Source organism: Rathayibacter sp. AY1A5, assembly GCF_002930875.1.
Classification (GTDB): Bacteria; Actinomycetota; Actinomycetes; order Actinomycetales; family Microbacteriaceae; genus Rathayibacter.
On record NZ_PSTM01000026.1, the window covers coordinates 16,869 to 38,090 of the forward strand.

The window sequence follows — 21,222 nt, forward strand, 5'->3', positions numbered from 1 at the left end:
GGGTCTCACGCGGTCAGTGCATCGACCGCTCGGGCGATGCTCTCGGGGTCCCCCGCATCATGGCACGCGGCCTGCCGGACCACCTCGCCGATGACGATCACGGCGGGCGAGCGCGGTGCCAGCTCGGCGAGCAGGCCGAGCACTCCGCCGACCGACGAGACCGTCGTGCGCTGGTCGCGCGACCAGCCCCGCTCGACGATCGCGAGGGGCGTGTCGGCGCGCATCCCGGCGCGCTGCAGCCCGGCGACGAGGTGCGGGAGGGTGTTCACGCCCATCAGCACCACGATCGTCCCGCCCAGCCCGGCCAGATGGCCGAGCTCCTGCTCGCTGAACGGCGCATGGCCCGAGACCACGGTGAAGGCCCTGCTGACCTCGCGGTGGGTGACCGGGATCCCGGCGGCGGCGGGCACCGAGATCGCGCTGGTCACTCCGGGGACGACCGTGGAGCCGACGCCGGCGAGCCGGCACGCGCGCACCTCCTCCGACCCGCGGCCGAACACGAACGGATCGCCGCCCTTCAGGCGCACGACGTCCAGACCCGCGAGGGCCCGCTCGATCATCAGCCGCTCGATCTCGTGCTGCGGCACCGCATGATGACCCGGCGTCTTGCCGACGTCGATCAGCTCGGCGCCGGGCGCCCACTCGGCCAGGCCCTCGTGCGGACCGAGCCGGTCGTAGAGCACCACGTCCGCGTCGCGGAGGGCGCGGCGGGCGGCGAGGGTCATCAGATCCGGATCGCCGGGGCCGCCGCCGACGATGCTGACGTGCCCGACCGGCCGGGTCGGCGCGGGGGCCTCGTCGACGATCCAGGGGCAGAGCTCGGCCGCCGCTGCTCGGAGCGGCGCCGGCCCCTCCACCCACACGATCAGGGCCGGGGGCGCCGGGGTGAGCGCGTCCTCCGCCTCGTGCCGCTCGACGAGTGCGCCGGCGGCTCGGTAGCGGGCGAGCACGCGGCGGGTCCCGGAGGCGGTGCCGATCACGAGCACGCGGCGTCCGGCGAGGTCGAGGGAGAGCTGCATCACGAGTCCGATCCGATCCCGGCCGGACCGACGGGGATCCTCGGCCCCGCGACCAGCACGGGTCCGTCCGGTCTCTCGTCCCGGCCGGCGGGCCGGACCTGCCCGCGCTCGCGCACGGTCGCGACGCGCGGATCCGCGGTGTCCGGGGCGTTCACGAAGGAGCGGAAGCGGCGGAGCCGGTCGGGATCGGCGAGGGTCGCCGCCCACTCGTCGACGTAGGTGTCGACGTGCGTGGCCATGGCGGCCTCCAGCTCGGCGGCGATGCCGAGCGAGTCCTCGCAGACCACCTCGCGCACGTGCTCGAGTCCGCCGGGGAGCTCCTCCTGCCAGCGGGCGGTCCGCTGGAGCCGCTCGGCCGTCCGCACGTAGTACATGACGTAGCGGTCGATGTAGCGCACCAGGGTCTCGTCGTCGAGGTCCTGCGCGAGCAGCTGGGCGTGCGCCGGCTGGTAGCCGCCGTTGCCGCCGACGTAGAGGTTCCAGCCGAGGTCGCTCGCGATGACGCCGATGTCCTTCCCCCGCGCCTCGGCGCACTCGCGGGCGCAGCCGCTGACCCCGAGCTTGAACTTGTGCGGCGAGCGGAGACCCCGGTACCGCTCCTCGAGGAAGACCGCCATCCCGACCGCGTCCTGGACTCCGAAGCGGCACCAGGTCGATCCGACGCACGACTTGACCGTGCGCAGCGACTTGCCGTACGCCTGACCCGACTCGAAGCCGGCGTCGACGAGGAGGCGCCAGATCTCGGGCAGCTGCTCGAGGCGGGCGCCGAACATGTCGATCCGCTGCCCGCCGGTGATCTTCGTGTAGAGGCCGTACTGCTCGGCGACCTCGGCGATCACCTTGAGCTTCGCCGGCGTGATCTCGCCCCCGGGGATCCGCGGGACGACGGAGTAGGTGCCGTCCTTCTGCATGTTGGCCAGGGCGCGGTCGTTGGTGTCCTGCAGCGGCGCCTGGCCGCCGTCGAGGATGTAGGCGTTCGTCTGGGTGGCGAGGACGGAGGCGATCACCGGCTTGCAGACGTCGCAGCCCAGCCCGGAGCCGAAGCGCTCCATCACCTGCTCGGCCGAGTGCAGCCCGAGGATGCGGACCGACTCGAACAGCTCGCTGCGGCTGAGCGCCACGTGCTCGCAGAGGGCGCGGGAGACCTCGACGCCCGCACGGATCAGCTCCGTGTCGAGCAGCTTCTTCACCAGGGGCACGCACGATCCGCACTGGGTGCCCGCGCGGGTGCAGGCCTTGAGCGGCCCCAGCTCGGTGCACCCCTCGCCGATCGCGTGGCGGACCTCGCCGACCGAGACGTTGTTGCACGAGCAGACCTGGGCGTCGTCCGGAAGGTCGCCCGAGGGCGCCTCCGCCCCCGCCGCCGCGAGGTAGGCGCCGGGCTCGGCCGGCAGCTCGCGCCCCAGCAGCGGGCGGAGGGAGGAGTAGGGGCCCGCGTCGCCGACGAACATCCCGCCGAGCAGCGTGCGCGCATCGTCCGAGACGACGACCTTCTGGTAGAGACCGCGGGCCGGATCGGCGTAGACGACCTCGAGCGCTCCCTCCGTGGTGCCGAGGGCGTCGCCGAAGCTGGCGACCTCCACGCCCGAGAGCTTGAGCTTGGTGGCGTCGTCGACCCCCGGGAAGGTCGCGTCGCCGCCGAGGATCCGGTCGGCGACCACCTCCGCCATCGCGTTGGCGGGTGCGACGAGCCCGACCGTGCGGCCGGCGATCGCGGCGACCTCGCCGATGGCCCAGACTCCCGCCCTGCTGGTGCGGCAGGCCTCGTCGACGACCACGCCTCCGCGCGGTGCGACCTCGATCCCGACCGCTCGGGCGAGCTCGTCGCGCGCCGTGATCCCGATGGAGAAGACCACGAGATCGGCGCTGATGCTGCTGCCGTCGGTCAGCGCGACGCCGAGCACCGTCCCCGTCGGCGAGGTGAGGATCGCGGTGGGCCGGTTGCCGAGGTGCAGCGCGATCCCCTGCGCCGAGATGATGCGGCCGAGGGCCTGCCCGGCGCCCTCGTCGAGCTGCGCGCTCATCAGCCAGCGGCCGGAGTGGACGAGGGCGGTGCGCGCACCGAGCCGGTGCGCGCCTCCCGCCGCCTCGAGGCCGAGCAGACCGCCGCCGACCACGACCACGATCGCGGGGCGTCCGCGCCGGGCGCGGAACGCGGCGAGCTCGGCGACGAGCCCGTCCACGTCCTCGAGCGTGCGGTAGACGCGGCCGTGCTCGGCGCCCTCGATCGGCGGGACCGTGGCGGAGGAGCCCGTCGCCAGGACGATCTCGTCGCCCTCGAGGGAGCGGCCGTCCGCGAGCTCGACGCGCAGGCGGTCGGGATCGATCGCGACGACACGGGAGGAGGTGATCAGCCGCGCCGACTCCCACAGAGCGCCGTCGCCCAGAGTCAGGTCGTGCTCGCCGTCGAGGCGCTTCGAGAGTGCGACGCGGTCGTAGGGACGGTGCACCTCCTCGCCGAGGACGGTGATCTCCAGCGCCTCGTCGCCTGCCCGGGCGACGAGCGCGTCGACCAGGCGGTGCGCGGCGGGTCCCGCTCCGACGACGAGCACGCGTCGGGGCCGGGCGGCGGGGTTCGCTCCAGGAGTCATGACGTCCACCGTAGGGACGGCCCGTTTCCCCGCCGTTGCCCCTGTGTAACAGCGTGTGACGCGCGCCTCTCGGCGAGCGCCGCAGGCCGTGAGGGCTTCGTTACGCCCGTGACACCGGAGGCGTGCTCGCACGAAACGCGCGATCCCTACCGTTGCCTCATCGCGTCCGACCGGATGCGGTGGCCCACCCGCAGGAAGAAGGCGCAGCGATGACCCTCCTCGATCGGCTCGCCCCCGCGACCGCCACCACCTGGGTGCCGGTCTGCGCCGTCGGCGACCTCGAGCCGCTCTGGGGCGAGGCCGCCCTGGTCGGCGGTGTGCAGCTCGCCCTGTTCCTCCTGCCCGACGGGCGGGTGCGGGCCGTCTCGAACCTCGACCCCGCGACCGGCGCCGCCGTGCTCTCACGCGGCATCGTCGGCTCGCGTCTGGTCGACGGGGTGCAGCGGCCCACGATCGCCTCCCCCCTGCACAAGGACGTCTTCGACCTCGAGACCGGCGCCTGCTTCACACGAGCGGAGCTGCACCTCGCCACCTGGCAGGTGCGCGAGAGCGACGGCACGATCGAGGTCGCCCAGCGGACCGCTCTGGTCGCCGCGTCCCACGGGACCTCCGACGACGACGGGAGGCGTGCCGTCGCCGCGCTGGTCGAGGCGGTCCGCCGGGCCAACCCGGCGCTGGACGTGCTCGACTCCTTCGTCGACGTGCAGCAGCCCGACGTCCCCGCGACCCTGGGTTCTCTCGAGCCGGGCCGGCCGGCGGTGGTCGTGCCGCTGCTGCTCTCGGCCGGCTACCACGTGCACGTCGACCTCGCCGAGGCCGCGGCGGAGGCGGAGCGGCCGGTGCGGGTCTCGGGCGCGCTCGGACCCGATCCCCGCCTGGCGCGCGTGCTCGCCCGCCGGCTCCACGAGGCAGGGCTCGACGACGGCGACCGCGTCGTGCTCGCCGCTGCCGGCTCGAGCGACGCCGGTGCCGTCGCGGACTGCTGGACCACCGGCCGCCTCCTCGCCGCCGAGCTCGGCCGCGAGGTGAGCACCTCGTTCATCTCGGCCGCCGAGCCGCGGATCGCGGAGGCGGTCGCCGCCGAGCGCGCCGCCCACCCCGGCGCGCGCGTCGTGGTCGCCACCTACCTGCTCGCGCCCGGCTACTTCGCCGGCCTGGCCGCCTCCGCGGGGGCCGACCTCGCCTCCGCTCCCCTCCTCACCGCCGTCGATCCGCCCGCCCGCGAGCTGGTCGACATCGTCTCGGAGCTGTTCGGGCGCAACGCCTGACGCCTCCTCCCCGCACCACCACCGCTCCACCTCCCCGTCCCGAGCGCGCCCTCGCGCCCGCCGCCCACCCTCCGGAGGACCACGATGACTGCTGCACCCCCGACCACCGTCCCCACGACCGCCGCCACATCCACCGGCATCATCCGACGGCCGGGCCGCTGGATCGACGGCTGGAACCCCGAGGACCCCGCCCAGTGGGAGGCGGAGGGACGCTCCGTCGCCGCTCGCAATCTGAGGTGGTCGATCTTCGCCGAGTTCCTCGGCTTCGTCGTCTGGCAGCTCTGGTCGGTCGTCGTCGTCTCGCTGCCGGCGGCCGGGTTCGCCTTCGACACCGGGCAGATCTTCTGGCTCATCTCGATGCCGAGCCTCGTCGGCGCCACCCTGCGGATCCCGTACACGTTCATGGTCCCCCGCTTCGGCGGCCGCAACTGGACGATCGTGTCGGCGGGCCTCCTGCTGATCCCGAGCGTCGGACTCGGCATCGCGGTCTCGAATCCGGAGACCCCGTTCGGCGTCATGCTCCTGGTGGCCGCGCTCGCCGGCTTCGGCGGCGGCAACTTCGCCAGCTCGATGGCGAACATCACCTTCTTCTACCCGCACGCGCAGAAGGGCTGGGCTCTGGGGCTCAACGCCGCGGGCGGCAACCTGGGCGCCTCCGTCGCGCAGCTCGTCGTGCCGATCGCGATCACCGTCGGCGCCGCGGCCACGCTGAACCTGCCGATCGCCGGCTTCCTCTGGGTCCCCCTGATCGTCGTGGCGATGATCGGCGCCGCCAAGCGCATGGACAACCTCTCGACCGCGAAGTCCGACGTCGCCGCCTCCCTCGCCGCGCTCCGCGAGCCGCACCTCTGGCTGCTGGCCGTGCTCTACATCGGCACCTTCGGGTCCTTCATCGGATTCGCCGGCGTGTTCCCGAAGCTCATCGCCGACACCTTCCCCGAGTTCTCCGGCTTCGCCGTCGGCTCGGCGACGGTCGGCCTCGCGTTCCTCGGCTCCCTGGTGGGCTCGCTGTCCCGCCCCTCCGGCGGCCGTCTGGCCGACCGCTTCGGCGGAGCGCCTGTCACGGTCCTCGCCTTCGTCGCCATGGGTGCCGGGATCCTCGGCGTGATCGCGACACTGCCGCTCGGCAGCTTCTGGCTCTTCCTCGCCTGCTTCCTCGTGCTCTTCTCGGCGGCCGGCATCGGCAACGGCGCGACCTACCGCATGATCCCCACGGTGTTCGCCCTCCGCGCCCGCCAGCGCGGTGACGACGGCATCGGCGCCCAGCGCACGTCCGCCGCGGCGCTCGGCCTGATCTCGGCGATCGGCGCCTACGGCGGCTTCGTGATCCCCCAGCTGCTCGGCTTCTCCAAGACCGAGTTCGGCGACTACACCACGGCGCTGGGCTGGTTCGTCGGCGCCTATGCGGTGATGCTCGCGATCACGGCCGGCGTCTACCTCCGCCTCGCCGCGAAGACGGGGACCCGGATCTGACGATGAGCGCACCCGCCCCGACCGACTCCCACTGCCCGTACTGCGCCCTGCAGTGCGCGATGACGCTGACACCCGCGGCGGGCCCCGTGCCCCTGGCGGTCGAGGGGAGGGAGTTCCCGACGAACCGGGGCGGGCTCTGCGCCAAGGGCTGGACCTCCGTCGAGCTGCTGGCGAGCGGACAGCGCCTGGTCTCCCCGCTGCTGCGCGGCGCCGACGGCGTCCTCGCGGAGGCGTCGTGGGAGGAGGCGCTCGACGCGGTCGCCGGGGCGGTGCGCGGCGTCCGGGAGCGGCACGGCGCCGACGCGGTGGCCGTCTTCGGCGGCGGGGGCCTCACCAACGAGAAGGCCTACCAGCTCGGGAAGTTCGCTCGGATCGCTCTCGGCACCTCCCGGATCGACTACAACGGCCGCTTCTGCATGTCCTCGGCCGCGGCGGCCGGCAACCGCGCCTTCGGCGTCGATCGCGGACTGCCGTTCCCGGTGTCCGACCTCGACGACGCCGACACGATCCTGCTCCTGGGCTCGAACGTCGCCGCGACGATGCCGCCGCTTCTCGCCCACTTCGCCGGTGCCCGCTCGCGGGGCGGCCTGGTGGTCGTCGACCCGCGCCGCTCGGCCACCGCGCGGCTGACGGAGGACGGCGCCGGCACGCATCTGCAGCCCGCTCCCGGGACGGATCTGCCGCTCCTCCTCGGGCTGATCCACCTGGTCTTCGCCGAGGGCCTCGCCGACACCGCCTACCTCGCCGCGCGCACGACCGGCGTCGAGGCCCTGCGCCGCAGCGTCTCGTCGTGGTGGCCGGAGCGCACCTCCGCGGTCACGGGCGTGCCGACCTCGCTCCTCCGCTCCCTGGCGCGCCGGCTCGCCGCGGGGCGGTCGTTCGTGCTGACCGGCCGCGGGGTCGAGCAGCACGTCGACGGCACCGACACCGCGACCGCCGCGATCAACCTCGCTCTCGTGCTCGGCCTGGTGGGTCGCGAGGGGTCGGGGTACGGCACGCTCACCGGTCAGGGCAACGGCCAGGGCGGACGCGAGCACGGACAGAAGGCCGATCAGCTCCCGGGGTACCGCTCCATCCGCGATCCGGAGGCGCGGCGCCACGTCGCCGCCGTCTGGGACGTGACGCCCGAATCGATCCCCGGCCCGGGCCTGCCCGCCACCGCCCTGCTCGCCGAGCTCGGACGCTCCGTGCACTGCCTGCTGGTGCACGGCTCCAACGTGGTCGTCTCGGCTCCGGACGCCGACGCCGTCCGCGCCGGGCTCGAGGCCCTGGACACGCTGGTCGTCTGCGACTTCTTCCTCTCCGAGACCGCCGCGCTGGCCGATGTGGTGCTCCCGGTGCCGCAGTGGGCGGAGGAGGAGGGCACGATGACCTCGCTCGAGGGCCGGGTGCTCCGCCGCCGCCGGGCGATCGACCCGCCGGCGGGAGTGCGCAGCGAGCTCTGGATCATGAGAGAGCTGGCGCGCCGTCTCGACGCCCCCTCGAGCTGGTCGACCGTCCCCGCGGAGGTGTTCGACGAGCTGGCCCGCGCGTCCGCGGGAGGCGTGGCCGACTACTCCGGCCTCTCGCACGCCCTGCTCGACACCGGGATCGCCGCCCACTGGCCCTACCCAGCGGGCGGCACGGGGACGCCGCGCCTCTTCGCTGAGCGCTTCGGGCACCCCGACGGCCGGGCGCGCCTGGTCGCCGTCATCCCCGCCGTCCCCGTCGTCGTGGACCGCGGCGAGGAGCTGACCCTGGTGACCGGCCGCTACCTCCAGCAGTACCAGTCGGGCACCCAGACCCGGCGGGTCGCGGAGCTCGATGCGGCCCGCCCCGAGGCTCGGCTCGAGATCCACCCGGCGACCGCCTCCCGGCTCGGCGTCCGCGACGGAGCACCTGTGGCGATCGGGAACGCGCGCGGCGTGGTCCGCGCCCGCGCGAGCGTCACCGCGGACATCCGCCACGACACGGTGTTCCTGCCCTTCCACTACGCGGGTGAGCAGTGCGCGAACCTCCTCACCGAGGCCGTCGTGGACCCGGTGTCGTCGATGCCCGAGTTCAAGCGCACGCGGGTCTGGGTCCGCGCGGAAGGGACGGCACATGCCTGAGACACCTCCCGAGCGGATCGTCCTGATCGGCTATGGCCCCGTCGGCTCGCGCTTCGTCGAGGAGCTGCTGCCGGCCGTGCGGGCCGGTCTGGTCGCGCTGACGGTGGTCGGCGCCGAGAGCGACGACCCGTACAACCGTGTCCTGCTCGCGGAGTACGCCGTCGGCCGGGCGACCCGCGAGCGCCTCGACCTCGGCGACCGGACGGCGGCGGAGGCGGCGGGCGTCGTCCTGCGCCTGGGAGCGGCCGTCGTGGGGATCGACCGCGCGCGGAACGTCGTGCGGCTGCACGACGGCGAGCGGCTGCCCTACGACCGCCTCGTCCTGGCCACCGGCGCCCGGGCGAACGTGCCGACCCTCGCCGGGATGGAGCGGTCCCGACGCGAGCGGACGGTGCGCGCCGCCGATCCGGAGTCGCTCGACGCGGGCTCCCGGCCCCTCCCGGAGCGGGTGGTGGCGCTGCGCGACCTGGCCGACGCCCGGGTGGTCCGCGAGTCCGTGCGCTCCGGCGCGCGCCTCGTCGTGCTCGGGGCGGGAGTGCTCGGGATCGAGTTCGCCCTCGCGGCCGCCGAGCAGGGCGCGCAGGTGGTGGTGGTCTTCCACGGCGACATCCCGATGGCCCGCAATCTCGACACGGGCGGGGGCCGGATGCTGGCCGCGGCCGCCCGCGCGGCCGGCGTCGAGATGGTGGCGCACGCCCGGTCCGAGAGCGTCCTGCTCGCGCACGACGACCGCGGCCGTGCGCACTTCCAGGCGCTCGTCTGCGCTGACGGCAAGCAGATCGAGGGGGATCTGCTGGTGCTCTCGTGCGGTGTCGGTGCGCGGGTCGAGCTGGCCGCGGGCGCGGAGCTCGCCGTCTCGACCGGGATCCTGGTCGATGAGCAGCTGCGCAGCTGGAGCGACCCGGACGTCTTCGCGATCGGCGACTGCGCGCACGTCGCCCCCCGCGGCTCGGCCCTGCCCGACGGCCGCGTGCCCGGCGGACCGAGCGGACTGATCGGTCCGGGATGGGAGCAGGCGGACCGGCTCGCAGCACGGATCCGGGCGGAGGCGGAGGGCCGCTGCGGCGAGGAGCGCGTCCCCGACGCCCGACCGGCGGTCGTGATGCTGAAGGCCGAGGGCGTCGACCTCGTGGCAGGAGGCGACGTGGCCCCGGAGCCGTGGGACCCGCACCGCCCGGGCGAGGAGCACCTCGAGGTGACGCTGTGGGCTGACCCCTCCCGCGGCGGCTACGCCAAGCTCGTGACCGCAGGAGGAGTGCTGCGCGGGTTCGTCTCGGTGGGTCTGCCCCGGGTCGGCGCCGAGCTCAGCCTCCTCTTCGAGCGGGGCTCGGAGCTGCCGGCGGACCGGTCGAGCCTCCTGCGTCTGGACGCCCCGGATGCGGGCGCCGCGGCGACCGGCGATCCGTTCGCCCCCGATGCCACGGTCTGCTGGTGCAACGGCGTGACGGCGGCGGTGATCACCGATGCGGCTGCGGCGGGACACGGGACGGTCGCCTGCGTCGGGCGGGCGACCCGCGCCGGCACGGGCTGCGGCGGCTGCACCGGTCGTATCGCCGAGCTGCTCGCGCGGACGGCGGTCCCCGCCTGATCGCCGCGAGGACCGGGCCTCGCCGCCTCAGCGGTCGAGCGCCTCCGCGAGGCGCCGGGTGACCGCCCGCAGTTCGAGCTCGGCCCCGCGGACGCGCTCGTCGAGAGCCGCCGCGGTGTCGGCGGCCTGCTCGGCGGCCGCCGCACCCGCCGCCTCGGACGAGGCTCGGTCGGCCGCGACCGACGCGCTGAGCTCGTCCAGCGCCTCCCGGAGGCCCGCCGACTCGTCGCGCAGCACGGAGACGTCGCCCTGCACCGCGCTCAGCTCGCCGCGGAGCCCGGCCACCTCGTCGCGCAGGGCCGCCGTCTCGGCGCGCAGCTCCTCCGTGCGCAGCCGCGCCTGCTCGAACCAGGGGGCGACCAGCCGGTGCACGGCGTCGCGGAGCACGACGCCGCCGCGGCCGAGCCGGGTGGGCGCGGAGCCGGGGTCCTGGAGGAAGTCGTGGTCAGTGGTCATCGTCGTGGTCCCGTCCGGAGAAGCGGCGGTGGAGCACGTCCATCGCCCGCAGATCCTTGTCCATGATGTCGGCCTCGAGGGTGGTGTCGGCGAGGCGGTCGGCGAGGCCCGGCCGGGAGCGGCGCTCGAGCGAGGCCTCGATCAGCTCGACGGAGCGCTCGAACGAGAGCGGTCCGCGCGCCGCGGCCCGGCCCCGCCGACCGAGCGCCTCGAGGTCCACCGCCCCGCTCGCCACGTCCCGCATCGCCTCGAGGAGCGCCGGGGCGGAGCGGGTGATCTTGATGCAGTCGACGCCGTCGATGAGGAACTCCGCTACTCCGCTGGCCGCCGTCACGATCGGCACGGCGCCCGCCGCGGCCGCCTCGACCGGCGCGACGCCGAACGCCTCTCCGGCCCAGGTCGGGAAGAGGAACGCGTCGGCGCGGCCGTGCGCGGCGAGCACCTCGGCGTGCGGCGTCGCTCCGTGGAACTCGACCAGGCCGGCCAGGCCCGCCTCGTCCGCCCGGGCGCGCCAGCCGTCCACGTCTCCGTCGCCGTAGAGGTCCACGCGGAAGTCGCGGGTCTCCTCCGCGAGAGACGCCGCCGCCTCCAGCACCAGCCCGACGCCCTTGTGCTCGCCGAGCGACGCGGCGAACGTGAACCGGGTGGTCCCGCCCTCGCGGTAGCGCCGCGGCTCCGCGGTGTCGGGGGGAACGGACACTCCCCGCCCGATCACCTCGACCTCGCCCAGGCTCAGCCCGCCGGCCTCGATCGCGTCGACGAGGGAGCGGCTGACCGCGACGATCTCGCCGCGGTCGAAGTGGTCGGGGGCGTGAGCGCCGTAGACGCGGAGCACGCGCTCGGGCAGCCCGTCGACCAGGGCGTTCGGGATGCGGTCGCCGAGGTTCCACATCCACGGGGCCTCCACCGCCCGCAGCAGGTCGATCAGCGCGAGGCCGCCGATCCCGAGCAGGTTGAAGGCCACCACGTGGGTCGGCGCGAAGTCGCGCAGCTCCTCGAGCAGGATGCGGGTGTTCTCGAACCGCGAGACGGCGCTCTCGTGGTGCAGCAGCTGAGCGATCTCGCCGCCGGTCTGCGGCAGCGGGAAGTAGGTGCGCAGGCTCAGCGTGCGGTGCACCTCGACGCCCGAGGGCTCCGGCGGCAGGTAGGTCGGCGTGGTCAGCACGCGCACGGTGTGGCCGCGGGCCGCCATCGCCTCCGCGACGCGCGCACAGGTCATCTCGTATCCGCCGAGCACCTGCGGCGGGTAGAGGTTGCTCACGAACAGCAGGCGCATCAGCGCACCTCCCCTCTCGCGGACGCGTCCGCCGCGATCCGCGCCGTCACCTCGGGCGTGTAGGCCGCGCGGGCCTGGCGGTCGTTGCCGCCGTCCCAGTAGTTGACGAGGTAGAGCCCGGACTGCTGCGTGCGCGGCACGAACGGGAACAGCTGGGCCCGGGGCTCGATCTGCGCGATCCGGTAGCCGGCGTCGACCGCGCGCACGTGCAGCCAGATGTCGTCGGCGTCCGGGGCGATCTCGCGGAACGCGTCCCCGTGCGCGGCGATCTCGCCGAGGAGCGGGGCGGGCAGCAGCTGCCCGGAGACGGAGGTGCCGAAGACATCGGTCGACGCGCGCGTGTCGGCGACCGGCGTCCAGCTCGTGTACGGAGCCACGGCGCCGTCGACGATCCCCACCCGGTGGGCGCGGTAGCAGAGCACGGTCTCGCGTGGGTAGCGCGAGCGGGCGTCGAGCAGGCCCCTCAGCCAGGTGCGCGGGTACACGATGTCGTCGTCGGAGGTGACGAGGTCGCGCTCCCCCGCCCGGCCCGAGAGCAGGTGCGGGTAGTACTTCGTGTGCACGCGGTAGCCGTCGACCAGGCGGATCTCGACGCCGCGGCGGCGGAGGCGTCGCAGCGGCGCGGGCAGGTCGGCGTGCAGGGCCGGGTCGTCGAGCCAGAGCACCAGGCGCGCGGGCCGGGCGTCGCCGCGGGCGATGGACTCGAGCGCCACGTGGACCCGCTGCAGCCGCTCGCCGTGCGTGGTCATCGTCACCACGACCTCGCCCGCCGGATCGACCGCGGAGCGGCGGGAGAAGCGGTTGGCCAGATCGAGCAGCAGCAGCTCGCGCCGGAGCGCGGGCGAGGGGTGGTCGATCGGCCGGGCGGCGATCACGGCGGCGCGGCGCTCCGAGAGGCGCTGAGGGGCGGAGCGGACGACCCGGGCCGCGGAGCGCAGCCGCGTGCGGGGGCGGACACGACGGCCCAGCGCCGCGAGGCGCGTGCGGGGCCGGACGCGCCGGCCGACGGCGGCGAGAGCGGGATGCATCGGTCCAGGTTAGCCGGAGGCGCCCGGGGGCCCTGCGCCGGTCAGGGCTCGTCGACGACCGCGAAGGCCCGCACCGGGAAGGTCCCGAAGCCCCGCAGCTTCGGCGGCACGGCGGTGAAGCGCGCCCCTGTCGCCGGCAGCCCGCCGAGGCCGGTGAGGTGCTCGACGACGTGCACTCCCGCGGCGAGAAGGGCCGAGTGCGCGGGCCGCGATCCGCCCGACTCCGTGTCGTCGATGTTCACCGAGTCGATGCCGACCAGCACCGCGCCGGCGGCGACGAGCGCCTCCGCCGCCGCACCGCCGAGGAAAGGGGCGCCCCTGCCGTACCCGGGCGTGGCGAAGTGCGCGTCCCAGCCGGTGCGGAGAAGGACGGCGGCGCCGCGGACGTCGAGTCCCGCGACCGCGTCCGCACTGATGCCCCGTCCGGTGGCTCCGGTCGCGTCGACCACGACGGCAGGCAGATCGACCAGCGTCTCGAGGCGGAGAGCGGCGAGATCGGCTCCGCCCTCGTAGCGGTGGAACGGGCTGTCGAGGTAGGTGCCCGTGTTCCCGATCATCTCGATGACGTCCATCGCGAACTCGGTGCCGGGCGCGTAGGAGGCGCGGGACGCCTCACGCGTGAGGTGCGGCCGGATGCGCGGAGCGGGCAGGCCCGGGTAGGTCACCAGCCCGTCCGCGACGGTGTGGCTGAGGTCGACGAAGCGGCGCGAGGAGGTCATGCGCCCGATCCTGGCAGGGGCCGGATCGGGCGCACCATCGAGATGCCGCCCCGCGGGGCGGCGTTCCCGCCTCTACTTCTTCGGCAGCGCCGCCGACAGGTCCGCGATCAGGTCGGACGAGTCCTCGAGGCCCACCGAGAGGCGCACCAGCGACTCCGAGACCTCCAGCGGCGTGCCCTTCACCGACGCGTGCGTCATCTCGCTCGGGTAGCCGATCAGCGACTCGACGCCGCCCAGTGACTCCGCGAGCTGGAACAGCTCGGTCGACTCGGCGAACTTCCGGGCCGCGCGCGGCGTCGCGAGCTCGAGCGAGAGCATCCCGCCGAACCGCGACATCTGGCGCTTCGCCAGCTCGTGGCCGGGGTGCGAGGGCAGGCCCGGGTAGTGCACGGCCGTCACCGCCGGGTGCTCGACGAGGAACTCGGCGACCGCCTGCGCGTTGACGGAGTGGCGCTCCATCCGCACCCCGAGGGTCTTGATGCCGCGGACCGTGAGCCACGCATCCATCGGGCCCGAGATCGCTCCGACCGCGAACTGCAGGAACGCGATCTTCTCGGCCAGCGGCCCCGAGCGCAGGGCGAGCGCGCCGCCGACGACGTCCGAGTGGCCGCCGAGGTACTTCGTGGTCGAGTGCACGACCACGTCGGCACCGAGGGCCAGCGGCTGCTGCAGGGCGGACGAGGCGAAGGTGTTGTCGACGACGACGATCAGATCGTGCGCGTGGGCCAGGTCGGCGAGCTCGGCGATGTCGCTGATGGTCATCAGCGGGTTCGACGGGGTCTCGACCCAGAGCATCTTCGTCTCGCCGGGGACGATCGCCCGCTGCACCTCGCGGAGGTTCGACATGTCGACGGCCGTGTTGCGCACGCCCCAGGCGCTGTGCACCCGGTCGATCAGGCGGTGGCTGCCGCCGTACGCGTCGTTGCCCAGGACGACGTGGTCGCCGGGCGCGAGGGCGGCGCGCAGCAGGGTGTCCTCGGCGGCGAGGCCGGAGGAGAAGGAGTAGGCGACGTCGGCGCCCTCGAGCGAGGCGATGAGCTCCTGGAGCGAGTCGCGCGTCGGGTTCGCCGAGCGGGCGTACTCGTAGCCGCCCCGGAGACCGCCGATGCCGTCCTGGACGAACGTGGAGGTCATGTAGACGGGCGGCACGACCGCGCCGGTGGTCGGATCGAACTCCTGGCCGGCGTGGATGGCGCGGGTGTCGAAGTGCTGCTTCTTGGGCATGGTGCGGGCTCCCTGGGTCGGAGGTGCGGAGGCGGCGGCCGTCAGGCCGTGGCGTAGGTGAGGAGGTCCTGTCGGGTGATCACCGCGACGGGCTTGCCCTCGTCGGTGACGAGGAGGGCGCTGTGCTCGGTGAGCGCGGCGCGGGCGGCGGTGATGCTCTCGCCGAGCCCGATCAGCGCGAGCGCATCGCCCACGCAGTCGCCGAGCGGGTCGTTCATCGAGGCGGATCCGGCGAAGACGCGGTCGAGCAGCTCGCGCTCGTCGACGGCTCCGACGACCTCGCCCATCACGACCGGCGGCTCGGCGGTCAGCACCGGGAGCTGCGAGACGCCGTACTCGGTCATGATGCCGATCGCGTCGCGGATCGTGTCGGTCGGGTGCGCGTGCACGAGCGCCGGGAGGTCGGCCTGCCCGCTCGCCGCCCTCGCGCGGAGCACGTCGCGGACGGTGCCCTCGTCGCGCATCTCGAGGAAGCCGTAGGAGCGCATCCAGCGGTCGTTGAAGATCTTGCCGAGGTAGCCGCGCCCGCCGTCCGGCAGGAGCACGACGACCACGTCGTCCGGCCCGAGACCGGCGGCTGCCTTGAGCGCGACGGAGACGGCGAGCCCGCTCGATCCGCCGACGAGCAGCCCCTCCTCGCGGGCGAGGCGGCGGGTCATCGCGAACGACTCGGCGTCGCTGGAGGCGATGATCCGGTCGACCACGCTCGGGTCGTACGCGCTCGGCCAGAAGTCCTCGCCGACGCCCTCGGTCAGGTACGGGCGACCGCCGCCGCCCGAGTAGACGGAGCCCTCGGGGTCGGCGCCGACGATCTGCACGCGGCCCTCCGACACCTCCTTGAGGTAGCGGCCGACGCCGCTGATGGTGCCGCCCGTGCCGACTCCCGCGACGAAGTGGGTGAGCCGGCCGGCGGTGTCGCGCCAGATCTCGGGGCCCGTGGTCTCGTAGTGGCTGAGCGGTCCGTTGAGGTTCGCGTACTGGTTGGGCTTGAAGGCGCCGGGGATCTCGCGGGCGAGGCGGTCCGAGACGGAGTAGTAGGAGGCGGGGTCCTCCGGAGCGACGGCCGTCGGCGTCACGACGATCTCGGCCCCGTAGGCGGTGAGGACGTTGCGCTTGTCCTCCCCCACCTTGTCCGGCAGCACGAACACGCAGCGGTAGCCGCGCTGCTGCGCGACGAGGGCGAGGCCGATGCCGGTGTTGCCGCTGGTCGGCTCCACGATGGTGCCGCCGGGCTTCAGCAGCCCGTCGCGCTCGGCGGCGTCGATGATGCGGGTCGCGATGCGGTCCTTCGACGAGCCGCCGGGGTTCAGGTACTCGACCTTGACCAGCACGGTCGCCTGCACCCCCGCCGCGACCGGACCCAGCTTCACCAGCGGGGTGTCGCCGATGAGGTCGAGCACCGAATCGGCGTAGGCCATCCCGGTCTCCGGGCGTGCGGGAAGGGCGCGATCCAGGCTCATCCCGCCAGCGTAGCAACCGGCTGCGGGCGTGTGACGGGGGTGGGCGGAGGCACAGGGAGCGGTCTCGGGAGGGGAGTGCCGCCGGTCGCGCCGGTGCCCTATCGTGGGGGTCCGCGAGCGCCGCGGTCGACCCGGAACGGACCCCGAATGACCTCACCGATCGCCGCACCGCCGCGGCGTCCGGCCGACATCCACCTCCTCCGCCTGCTCGGCCCGGCGCTGGTCGCCGGAGTCGCCTACCTCGACCCGGGCAACGTCGCCAGCAACATGACGGCCGGCGCCCGGTTCGGCTACCTCCTGGTCTGGGTGGTGGTGCTCGGCAACCTGATGGCCTGGCTCATCCAGTACCTCTCGGCGAAGCTCGGCCTGATGACCGGCCGCAGCCTCCCCGAGCTGCTCGGCGACCGCCTGCGCGGCCGCTGGGGCCGCCGGGCCTACTGGCTGCAGGCCGAGACGGTCGCGATGGCGACCGACCTGGCCGAGGTGATCGGCGGCGCGATCGCGCTGAACCTGCTCTTCGGACTGCCGCTGCTGGCCGGCGGCGTGGTCACCGGCGCGGTCTCGCTGGTGCTGCTGCTCGTGCAGACGCGGGGCGGGGCGCAGCCGTTCGAGCGGGTGATCACGGCGCTGATGGTGCTGATCGCCGTCGGCTTCACGGTCGGCGTGGTCGTCGATCCGCCGGACGCGGGCGCGACCGTCGCCGGTCTCGTGCCGCGCTTCGAGGGCTCGGAGTCGGTGCTGCTCGCCGCCTCGATCCTCGGCGCGACCGTCATGCCCCACGCGATCTACGCCCACTCCGCGCTCGCCCGCGACCGCTTCGGACACGTCGAGGGCGTCGGCGCGCGCCGGAGGATCCTGGTCGCCACCCGGATCGACGTGACGATCGCGCTCGCCATCGCCGGCACCGTGAACCTCGCGATCCTGCTCCTCGCCGCGCACTCCCTCGCGGGAGTCGCCGGGACCGACAGCCTCGAGGGCGCCCACGCGGCCATCGGAGCGGCGCTCGGACCGGTGGTCGCGACCCTGTTCGCCGTCGGCCTGCTCGCCTCCGGCCTCGCCTCGACCTCGGTCGGCGCGTACGCGGGCGCCGAGATCATGCACGGTCTGCTCCAGGTGCGGGTGCCGCTCGTCGCCCGTCGTCTGGTCACGCTGATCCCGGCGCTCCTGGTGCTCGCGATCGGCTTCGACCCGACGCGCGCGCTGGTGCTCAGCCAGGTGGTCCTGTCGTTCGGCATCCCCTTCGCGCTCGTGCCGCTCGTGATCCTGACGCGCGACCGCCGCCTGATGGGCGACCAGACGAACCGCTGGTTCACCACCCTCGCCGCCGCCCTGGCCGCCGTCTTCCTCATCGTCCTGAACGGCCTGCTGCTCTGGCTCACCTTCGCCCCCTGAGCGGAGCCGCGGCGCACCGTCCCACTCCTCCGCGGCCTCCTCTCCCGCTGATCGAGCGGCCCGCTCTTCTGGCATACCGAGATCCCCCTGACCGCGCATTGATCCGATCCGAAGCCTCGCTCGTTATCCTCTGAGAGCGCCTCTCAGGCGCCTGCGCCCGCCCCAGGCGCCTTCCACCCTCAGAACGAGAGACGCCGCCGTGCCCAAAGACACGATGTCCGCCAAGAACCGCGCCCGACAGGAGAAGCTCGAGGCCTACAAGCGCGAGCAGGACCGCCGCAAGCGCGGCTCCCGCATCTGGATCTGGTCGCTGTCGGCCCTGGCCGTCCTCGCCGTCGGCGGCATCGTCGCGGTCACCGTCTTCGGGAACCAGCAGATCGTCGAGGCGCGCGAGATCGACGGCCTGCAGACCTTCGACAACGACGCCACCCACGTCGCCGGCGCCGTCGACTACCCGCAGACCCCGCCGGCGGGCGGACCGCACAACGCCGTGTGGATGAACTGCGGCGTCTACGACGAGCCCGTCCCGAACGAGAACGCGGTGCACGACCTCGAGCACGGCGCCGTCTGGGCCACGTACGACCCCGAGCTCCCGCAGAGCGAGGTCGACGCGCTGATCGCCGCGATGCCCGACACCTACTCCGTCGTCTCGCCCTACGAGGGCCTCGAGTCGCCCATCGTGCTGAGCGCCTGGGACGCCCAGGTCGCGATCGACTCGCCCGAGGACCCCCGCATCGACGCCTTCGTCGAGCGCTTCTGGCAGTCCTCGAGCGCTCCGGAGCCCGGCGCCCCCTGCACCGGAGGGATCGATGCGCCCGGCAAGCAGTAGGGGCCGGATCCTCGTCGCCGCGGTCGCCGTGGTCGCGCTCCTCCTCGGGGCGGCCGGCGGCTACCTCTTCGGCGCGCTCGCCCCGTTCGCCTCCGCGGCGACGCCCTCGAGCGCCAGCGCCGAAGCGGGCTTCGCGCGCGACATGCAGGTGCACCACCTGCAGGGCGCCGAGCTGGCGATGATCGCCCGCGAGCGCAGCGCCGACGACGAGGTCCTCACCGTCTCGAAGGACATCCTGCTCACCCAGCAGCAGCAGGCCGGGCAGCTCTTCGGCTGGCTGAACTCGTGGGGCCTGCCGCAGGCTGCTCCGGAGCCCTCGATGACCTGGATGGGCCGGCCGACCCTGGCCGGAGCCGCCGACGAGCACTCGTCGATGGGGATGGGGACCGAGGACGGCGTCGTGCCGGCGAGCATGCCCGGTCTCGCGACACCGGACCAGATCACCGCCCTCAGCAGCGCGTCGGGCCGAGACTTCGACCGGATGTTCCTCGAGCTGATGATCGCCCACCACCGCGGCGCGATCGACATGGCCGAGGCGCTGCTCGCCCGGAGCCGCGTGACGGTCGCCACCGACTTCGCCTCCTCCGTCGTGAAGGCCCAGGAGGCCGAGATCTCGCTGATGGAGCAGATGCTCGAGGACCGGCCGGCGGAGTGACCGCCTCCGGCGCGCACGACAGCGGCTGAGACTGGTGCGCCTCCCCCACCGGGAGGGGCACGTGCTCTCCGCCGACGTCGTGCACGGGCCCCGGCGACTCAGACGGCGTCGGCTGCGAGTAGCCCCGCGGAGTCCGGCCGCCGATCCGCGGCTCAGCCCTGGAGGGCCGACTCCGTCTGCTGCGCGTAGAGCGAGGCGTAGAGTCCGCCGAGGCCGAGCAGCTCGCGGTGGGTGCCCGATTCGACGATCCGGCCGCCCTCGACGACGTGGATGACGTCGGCCGACACGATGGTCGAGAGCCGGTGAGCGATCGCGATGGTGGTGCGACCGCGGGCGGCGTCGTCGAGCGCGGTCTGGACGATCCGCTCCGAGACGGTGTCGAGGGCGCTGGTCGCCTCGTCGAGGATGAGGACCGCCGGGTCCTTCAACAGGACGCGCGCGATCGCGAGCCGCTGCTTCTCGCCTCCGGAGAGCCGGTAGCCGCGCTCGCCGACCAGCGTGTCGTAGCCGTCGGGGAACGACGTGATCGTCGCGTGGATGTTCGCGGCGCGGGCGGCCGCCTCCAGCTCCTCCTGCGTCGCGTCCGGGCGGGCGTAGCGGAGGTTGTCGCCGATCGTCGCGTGGAAGAGGTAGGTCTCCTGGCTGACGATGCCGATGTGCGAGACGAGCGACTCCTGCCGCAGCTCGCGCACGTCGGTACCGGCGAAGCGCACCGCTCCCCCGGCCACGTCGTAGAGGCGCGGGACGAGATACGAGATGGTGGTCTTGCCCGCGCCGGAGGGACCGACGAAGGCCACGAACTGGCCCGGCTCGATCGCGACCGAGACGTGGTCGAGCGTCGGGCGCGCGTCCTCCGCCTGGTCGGGGTAGCGGAACACGACGTCGTCGAGCTCGACCCGGCCGAGCTCGCCCGAGACCTCGCGTGCATCGGCCCGGTCCGTGATCGCCGGGCGCAGGTCCAGGTACTCGAAGATGCGGGCGAACAGCGCTCCGGCCGTCTGCAGGTCGAGCGCGACGCGCATCAGGCCCAGGAGCGGCCACATCAGGCGCGCCTGCACGGTGGTGAAGGCCACGACGGTCCCGGCGGTGACGGTGGTGCCGCCGAGGATCAGCCAAGCGGCCACGAGGTACACGATCACGGGGATGACCGAGAGGAAGATCTGCACCATCGCGAAGAACCACTGGCCGGACATCTGCTGCCGCACCTGGAGCTCGATCTGGCGGCCGTTCTCGTCGGCGTAGCGCGTCACCTCCGACTCCTGGCGGCCGAAGCTCTTGGCCAGGAGGATGCCCGAGACGCTCAGGGTCTCCTGGGTGATCGCGGTCATCTCGGACAGCGACTCCTGCGTCTTCGTCGCGATGCGCGCCCTCACCTGGCCGACGCGGCGCTGGGCCACGACGAGCACCGGAGTGAGGACGAGGGCGACGATCGTCATCTGCCACGAGAGCAGGAGCATCGCGACGACGGCCGCGATCACGGTGACGGTGTTGCCGAGGACGCTCGAGACGGTGTTCGTGAGCACGTTGGCCACGCCGCCCACGTCGTTGGCGAGGCGCGACTGGATGACGCCGGTGCGGGTGCGGGTGAAGAAGCCGAGCTCCATCGCCTGCAGGTGGCGGAAGAGGCGGATGCGCAGCTCCCCCATGACCGTGTTGCCGACGGTCGCGGTGAGGTAGGTCTGCCAGACGCCGAGGATCGCCGAGAACGCCCAGACCAGCACCATGACGCCGACCAGCTCGAGCAGCACGGGGAGGTTCGGGCGTCCGCCGGGCGGGAAGAGCCCGCGGTCGAAGGCCAGCTGGGTGAGGAGCGGGGGCACCACCGTGAGGGCGGCGCCGACGAGCACGAGGATCACGGTGAGCGTGAGCTTGGGGCGGTGGTCGCGGAAGAGTCCCGCGATGCGCCGGAGCAGGTCGTCGACCTTCGGAGCCGCCGCGTTGATCTCCCGCTGGCTGTCCGGATCGCTGCTCGAGATCCTCCCGCCGCGCGCCCCTCCGCGCATCCCGCCGCCTGCCGCGACGTCACCCATCCTGCTCACGGCCGGCGCGTTCATCTCGATCATCGTGCCGCTCATCGTGTTCTTCTCCCTCCAGAGGTTCTTCGTCCGCGGCCTCCTCGCCGGCGCCACCAAGGGCTGACGACCCGCGGGGGTG

The 21,222-nt window shown here is 73.8% G+C and carries 16 protein-coding genes and 1 pseudogene; 8 read left to right on the forward strand and 9 right to left on the reverse strand.

The window, feature by feature from the left end; translation table 11 throughout:
- Positions 1 to 5: 5 nt before the first annotated feature.
- Positions 6 to 1,019 (reverse strand): uroporphyrinogen-III C-methyltransferase, encoded by a 1,014-nt coding sequence (cobA, locus tag C5B98_RS14785; protein ID WP_104227191.1) that lies wholly within the window; start codon positions 1,017 to 1,019, stop codon positions 6 to 8.
- A complete protein-coding gene (gene nirB, locus C5B98_RS14790; RefSeq protein WP_104328006.1) occupies positions 1,019 to 3,610 on the reverse strand; it encodes a nitrite reductase large subunit NirB in 2,592 nt (863 codons plus the stop codon). Before nirB ends, cobA begins: the two co-directional genes overlap by 1 nt.
- 209 nt (positions 3,611 to 3,819) lie before the next feature.
- On the opposite strand from nirB, the gene nirD reads away from it, so the two are divergent.
- The 4 genes from nirD (at position 3,820) to C5B98_RS14810 (ending at position 10,029) form a co-directional block, all read left to right on the forward strand.
- Positions 3,820 to 4,878, forward strand: a complete 1,059-nt coding sequence (gene nirD, locus C5B98_RS17420) for a nitrite reductase small subunit NirD (RefSeq protein ID WP_104224353.1) — start codon at positions 3,820 to 3,822, stop codon at positions 4,876 to 4,878.
- Between the two features lie 84 nt (positions 4,879 to 4,962).
- Entirely contained in the window at positions 4,963 to 6,351 is a 1,389-nt protein-coding gene (locus tag C5B98_RS14800; RefSeq protein ID WP_104224352.1) for an MFS transporter, read from the forward strand.
- Positions 6,352 to 6,353: 2 nt separating this feature from the next.
- A complete protein-coding gene (locus tag C5B98_RS14805; protein ID WP_104328000.1) occupies positions 6,354 to 8,441 on the forward strand; it encodes a molybdopterin oxidoreductase family protein in 2,088 nt (695 codons plus the stop codon).
- Complete coding sequence (locus tag C5B98_RS14810; protein WP_104269656.1) at positions 8,434 to 10,029, forward strand: NAD(P)/FAD-dependent oxidoreductase; 1,596 nt, start codon at positions 8,434 to 8,436, stop codon at positions 10,027 to 10,029. The genes C5B98_RS14805 and C5B98_RS14810 overlap by 8 nt, the downstream gene beginning before the upstream one ends.
- Positions 10,030 to 10,056: 27 nt before the next feature.
- Here the strand turns inward: C5B98_RS14810 and C5B98_RS14815 are convergent, their stop codons facing one another.
- The 6 genes from C5B98_RS14815 to C5B98_RS14840 form a co-directional block, all read right to left on the reverse strand.
- A complete protein-coding gene (locus C5B98_RS14815) occupies positions 10,057 to 10,485 on the reverse strand; it encodes a hypothetical protein (protein ID WP_104247711.1) in 429 nt (142 codons plus the stop codon).
- The gene (locus C5B98_RS14820; RefSeq protein WP_104328001.1) at positions 10,475 to 11,761 is read right to left on the reverse strand and encodes a glycosyltransferase; all 1,287 of its coding nucleotides are present in this window, start codon (positions 11,759 to 11,761) and stop codon (positions 10,475 to 10,477) included. Before C5B98_RS14820 ends, C5B98_RS14815 begins: the two co-directional genes overlap by 11 nt.
- The gene (locus C5B98_RS14825) at positions 11,761 to 12,789 is read right to left on the reverse strand and encodes a glycosyltransferase (RefSeq protein ID WP_104328002.1); all 1,029 of its coding nucleotides are present in this window, start codon (positions 12,787 to 12,789) and stop codon (positions 11,761 to 11,763) included. The genes C5B98_RS14820 and C5B98_RS14825 overlap by 1 nt, the downstream gene beginning before the upstream one ends.
- Positions 12,790 to 12,830: 41 nt before the next feature.
- Positions 12,831 to 13,508, reverse strand: coding sequence for a cyclase family protein (locus tag C5B98_RS14830; RefSeq protein ID WP_104328003.1), 678 nt, complete (start codon positions 13,506 to 13,508; stop codon positions 12,831 to 12,833).
- 72 nt (positions 13,509 to 13,580) lie between these two features.
- On the reverse strand, positions 13,581 to 14,732 hold the full coding sequence (locus C5B98_RS14835; protein ID WP_104224345.1) for a cystathionine gamma-synthase: 1,152 nt from the start codon (positions 14,730 to 14,732) through the stop codon (positions 13,581 to 13,583).
- Positions 14,733 to 14,773: 41 nt separating this feature from the next.
- Complete coding sequence (locus C5B98_RS14840) at positions 14,774 to 16,150, reverse strand: cystathionine beta-synthase (RefSeq protein ID WP_104234473.1); 1,377 nt, start codon at positions 16,148 to 16,150, stop codon at positions 14,774 to 14,776.
- Positions 16,151 to 16,339: 189 nt separating this feature from the next.
- Between C5B98_RS14840 and C5B98_RS14845 the strand changes: the two genes are divergently transcribed.
- From C5B98_RS14845 to C5B98_RS14855, 3 genes are all read left to right on the forward strand, one after another.
- The gene (locus C5B98_RS14845) at positions 16,340 to 17,584 is read left to right on the forward strand and encodes an Nramp family divalent metal transporter (RefSeq protein ID WP_104227179.1); all 1,245 of its coding nucleotides are present in this window, start codon (positions 16,340 to 16,342) and stop codon (positions 17,582 to 17,584) included.
- A gap of 199 nt (positions 17,585 to 17,783) precedes the next feature.
- On the forward strand, positions 17,784 to 18,413 hold the full coding sequence (locus C5B98_RS14850; RefSeq protein ID WP_244230507.1) for a DUF3105 domain-containing protein: 630 nt from the start codon (positions 17,784 to 17,786) through the stop codon (positions 18,411 to 18,413).
- Positions 18,394 to 19,068 carry a DUF305 domain-containing protein gene (locus C5B98_RS14855; protein WP_104224341.1) on the forward strand — a complete coding sequence of 225 codons (675 nt, stop codon included), beginning with the start codon at positions 18,394 to 18,396 and terminating at the stop codon, positions 19,066 to 19,068. Before C5B98_RS14850 ends, C5B98_RS14855 begins: the two co-directional genes overlap by 20 nt.
- 152 nt (positions 19,069 to 19,220) lie before the next feature.
- Here the strand turns inward: C5B98_RS14855 and C5B98_RS14860 are convergent, their stop codons facing one another.
- Positions 19,221 to 21,098 (reverse strand): ABC transporter ATP-binding protein, encoded by a 1,878-nt coding sequence (locus C5B98_RS14860; RefSeq protein ID WP_104247708.1) that lies wholly within the window; start codon positions 21,096 to 21,098, stop codon positions 19,221 to 19,223.
- 1 nt (position 21,099) lies between these two features.
- On the opposite strand from C5B98_RS14860, the pseudogene C5B98_RS17355 reads away from it, so the two are divergent.
- A pseudogene (locus C5B98_RS17355) lies at positions 21,100 to 21,207 on the forward strand (carbohydrate ABC transporter permease); the annotation flags it as partial.
- Positions 21,208 to 21,222 lie beyond the last annotated feature (15 nt).

What these genes read in the sequence shown, in the direction of transcription:
- C5B98_RS14830 (WP_104328003.1), bottom strand. Translation starts at nt 13,508, where the DNA reads ATGACCTCCTCGCGCCGCTTCGTCGACCTCAGCCACACCGTCGCGGAC.
- C5B98_RS14815 (WP_104247711.1), bottom strand. Translation starts at nt 10,485, where the DNA reads ATGACCACTGACCACGACTTCCTCCAGGACCCCGGCTCCGCGCCCACC.
- C5B98_RS14810 (WP_104269656.1), top strand. Translation starts at nt 8,434, where the DNA reads ATGCCTGAGACACCTCCCGAGCGGATCGTCCTGATCGGCTATGGCCCC.
- C5B98_RS14840 (WP_104234473.1), bottom strand. Translation starts at nt 16,150, where the DNA reads ATGGCCTACGCCGATTCGGTGCTCGACCTCATCGGCGACACCCCGCTG.
- nirD (WP_104224353.1), top strand. Translation starts at nt 3,820, where the DNA reads ATGACCCTCCTCGATCGGCTCGCCCCCGCGACCGCCACCACCTGGGTG.
- C5B98_RS14825 (WP_104328002.1), bottom strand. Translation starts at nt 12,789, where the DNA reads ATGCATCCCGCTCTCGCCGCCGTCGGCCGGCGCGTCCGGCCCCGCACG.
- C5B98_RS14820 (WP_104328001.1), bottom strand. Translation starts at nt 11,761, where the DNA reads ATGCGCCTGCTGTTCGTGAGCAACCTCTACCCGCCGCAGGTGCTCGGC.
- C5B98_RS14805 (WP_104328000.1), top strand. Translation starts at nt 6,354, where the DNA reads ATGAGCGCACCCGCCCCGACCGACTCCCACTGCCCGTACTGCGCCCTG.
- nirB (WP_104328006.1), bottom strand. Translation starts at nt 3,610, where the DNA reads ATGACTCCTGGAGCGAACCCCGCCGCCCGGCCCCGACGCGTGCTCGTC.
- C5B98_RS14800 (WP_104224352.1), top strand. Translation starts at nt 4,963, where the DNA reads ATGACTGCTGCACCCCCGACCACCGTCCCCACGACCGCCGCCACATCC.
- C5B98_RS14855 (WP_104224341.1), top strand. Translation starts at nt 18,394, where the DNA reads ATGCGCCCGGCAAGCAGTAGGGGCCGGATCCTCGTCGCCGCGGTCGCC.
- cobA (WP_104227191.1), bottom strand. Translation starts at nt 1,019, where the DNA reads ATGCAGCTCTCCCTCGACCTCGCCGGACGCCGCGTGCTCGTGATCGGC.
- C5B98_RS14845 (WP_104227179.1), top strand. Translation starts at nt 16,340, where the DNA reads ATGACCTCACCGATCGCCGCACCGCCGCGGCGTCCGGCCGACATCCAC.
- C5B98_RS14835 (WP_104224345.1), bottom strand. Translation starts at nt 14,732, where the DNA reads ATGCCCAAGAAGCAGCACTTCGACACCCGCGCCATCCACGCCGGCCAG.
- C5B98_RS14860 (WP_104247708.1), bottom strand. Translation starts at nt 21,098, where the DNA reads ATGGGTGACGTCGCGGCAGGCGGCGGGATGCGCGGAGGGGCGCGCGGC.